1 protein-coding gene is annotated in these 2,421 nt (G+C 65.1%); it reads right to left on the bottom strand.

The genetic code is table 11. The features are described from left to right. The coding region (locus ACIPJY_RS18050) for a hypothetical protein (RefSeq protein WP_400467694.1) at positions 1 to 2,421 on the bottom strand (2,421 nt) is incomplete at both ends.

Raw genomic sequence — 2,421 nt, forward strand, 5'->3', positions numbered from 1 at the left:
TGCGGACTGCCACCGGTACCCGAACTTTGTCAACCTCGTGTCGCTGTTGCTGGAGTGGATGCCGGTCTTGTACCCGTAGGGGTTCTGCTGCCACTGGGCGCTGGTCTTGCCCTTGGTGACCGTCTCGGCACCATAGGCGTCGTACGAGACCTGGTACGCGATCTTGCCAGTGTCCGCGATCGACATAGTCGGGTTCCCGATCCCGTCGAGGACGTACAGGCTGGTGGTGTCGTCGCTGGTGCGGAGGTCCAGGGGTTGTCCGGTGACCGGGTCGGTTACGACTGATGCGGTGCCGGTACCGATCTGCTCGCGGGTGGCGATCACGGGGACGCCGTTGGAGTCGCTGGTGCCATACGCGTAACCGTATTCCGCTCCCCCGTCCGTGGATTGCGACAGCAGCTTGTTCATGTCCGCGCCGGCGTACTCGTAGCTGGTCTTCACGCCGTCTTTCGTCGACGAGGTCAGCTGCTGCGCGCCGTTGTACGTGTACGTCTCCCCCGGCGCCGCGGTCAGGTTGCCGGTTCCGTCGTACGTGTACCCGTCGGTGGTGATCTGCGATACGGCGTTGTAGGTCAGCTTCTGGTCACTGATTTCGGCGCCGGTCGCGGCGTTGGTGGCCTTGGCTTCGGTGCGGTTGCCGGCGTCGTCGTAGGTGAACGCCCAGTTCGTCGGGTTGGTGCCGCCGGATTGCGTGATCCCGGTGAGGTGCTTGGTCTGGGTCTTCCCGTCCGTGTCCGTGTACCCGTAGTTGGTGGCCTGCTTGCTGATGTTGTCGTACGACCACTGCAGCTTCGTGCGGTCGTTCGCCGTCGACGCCGTGCAGGTCGGAGCAGTCGTGGTGGCCATGTAGCAGTAGTCGGTGTCGACGACGAGCTGCGGGTCCTCGTTCGAAGCCCATGCCTGCACCTTGGTGACCTTGCCCGACTTGTCGTACGTCAGCTTCTGGTGCGCGCTCCACGTCGACGGTGCGGCACCGGGCGTTGCCGATGCGTCGGCGCCGAGCCACGTGTCGGTGCGGCGGCCCTGCGGGTCGGTGAGGTAGATCTGCTTCGCCGTGCCCGAGCTCGTCGGGTACGTCGTCGCAGTCAACACCTCGGACGCGTCGTAGGTGTGGGTGACGGTGCCGGTGGAGTCGGTGACCTGCGCGATGTTCCCGGCCAGGTCGTACCCATAGGACACGGTCGCGCCGCCGGCAGTGTTCACCGTCGACACCAGCCGGTTGCGCTGGTCATATGTGTTGGTGATCGTTCCGGTTGCGGAGGTTTGGCTGGTCTGGTTGCCGTTGCCGTCGTAGACGTTGGTCACCGTCGCCGTGCCGTCGCTGAACGCGGTAGTCGTGTTCCGGTCGTCGGCGTCGTACCCGTACGTGGTCGTGTTCCCGCGACCATCGGTCTCGGTCGCGACGCGGCCGAAGGCGTCGTACGTGTAGGTCTTCACGCCGAGGGTGGTGCCGGTCGGCGGGGTGATCTTCGACAGCTGCTTGTTGCCGTCGTAGGTATACGTGGTCGAGTTCGACCCGTTCCCAGGCGCCGTGGCGCTCTTCACCGTGCCGTCAGAGTTGTATGCGACCTTCGCCTGGACGGTCGAGTCTGAACCGGACTGGGACGACGTCTGGTTGCCGACACCGTCGTAACCCATGGTCGTGCTGTTGCCGGAACTGTCGGTCGTCTTCGACGGCAGGTACGCCGTCGCCGACCCGGACCCGTACTCCGCCGTGCTCGAGGAGCCGGAGCCGGTGGTGGATTTCGTCAGCGACTGGCTGCTGTTCTTGCCGTACTCGTTCGACGACGTGCCCGTGCCGCTGTCACCGGACGCGCCGGTCGTGGACTTCAAGACCCCGTTGTTCGCCGAGTTGTAGGTCTTGGAACGCTCGCGGTTTGCCGGGTCGACGGTCTTGGTCACCAGGTCGTTGCCGTCGAGCGTGTACGTCGTGTGCGCCGCAGCGGCAACCGTCGCGGACTGATCCGACCGCGGGTCGGCCACCTGCGTCGACGTGTCACTGGCGTACGAGAAGCGGGTCACCGCAGTGCCCGCGGAACCGGCCGTGGTGTTGCGCTGCTCCACCTTCGTGACACGGTCGGACGAGTCGTACGTGAACGTCGTCACTCCACCGGTCGGGGCGGTGATCGAAGTGAGGTCCCCGCTCGTGTACGCGAACGTCGTCTTCGCACCAGTTGCATCCGTGTAGGTCGTGATGTCACCCGCGGCGCTCTTCGCGAAAGAGACGCTCCGTGAGCTCGAGCCGGAGGTCTGGGAGAACGTCTGCGTGCTGTTCGCGTACGACGACTTCACCGTCTTCGCACCCGCCACACCAGCGGTCGACACGATCGTCGTCAGCGCGTAGCCGTCCGAGGTGTTGAAGCTGGTCTGGTTGCTGTTCCGGTCCACGATCGAGGTGGGCTGGCCTGCGAGGTTGAAGTG

It is taken from the genome of Curtobacterium sp. NPDC090223 (genome assembly GCF_044746585.1).
Lineage (GTDB): Bacteria > Actinomycetota > Actinomycetes > Actinomycetales > Microbacteriaceae > Curtobacterium.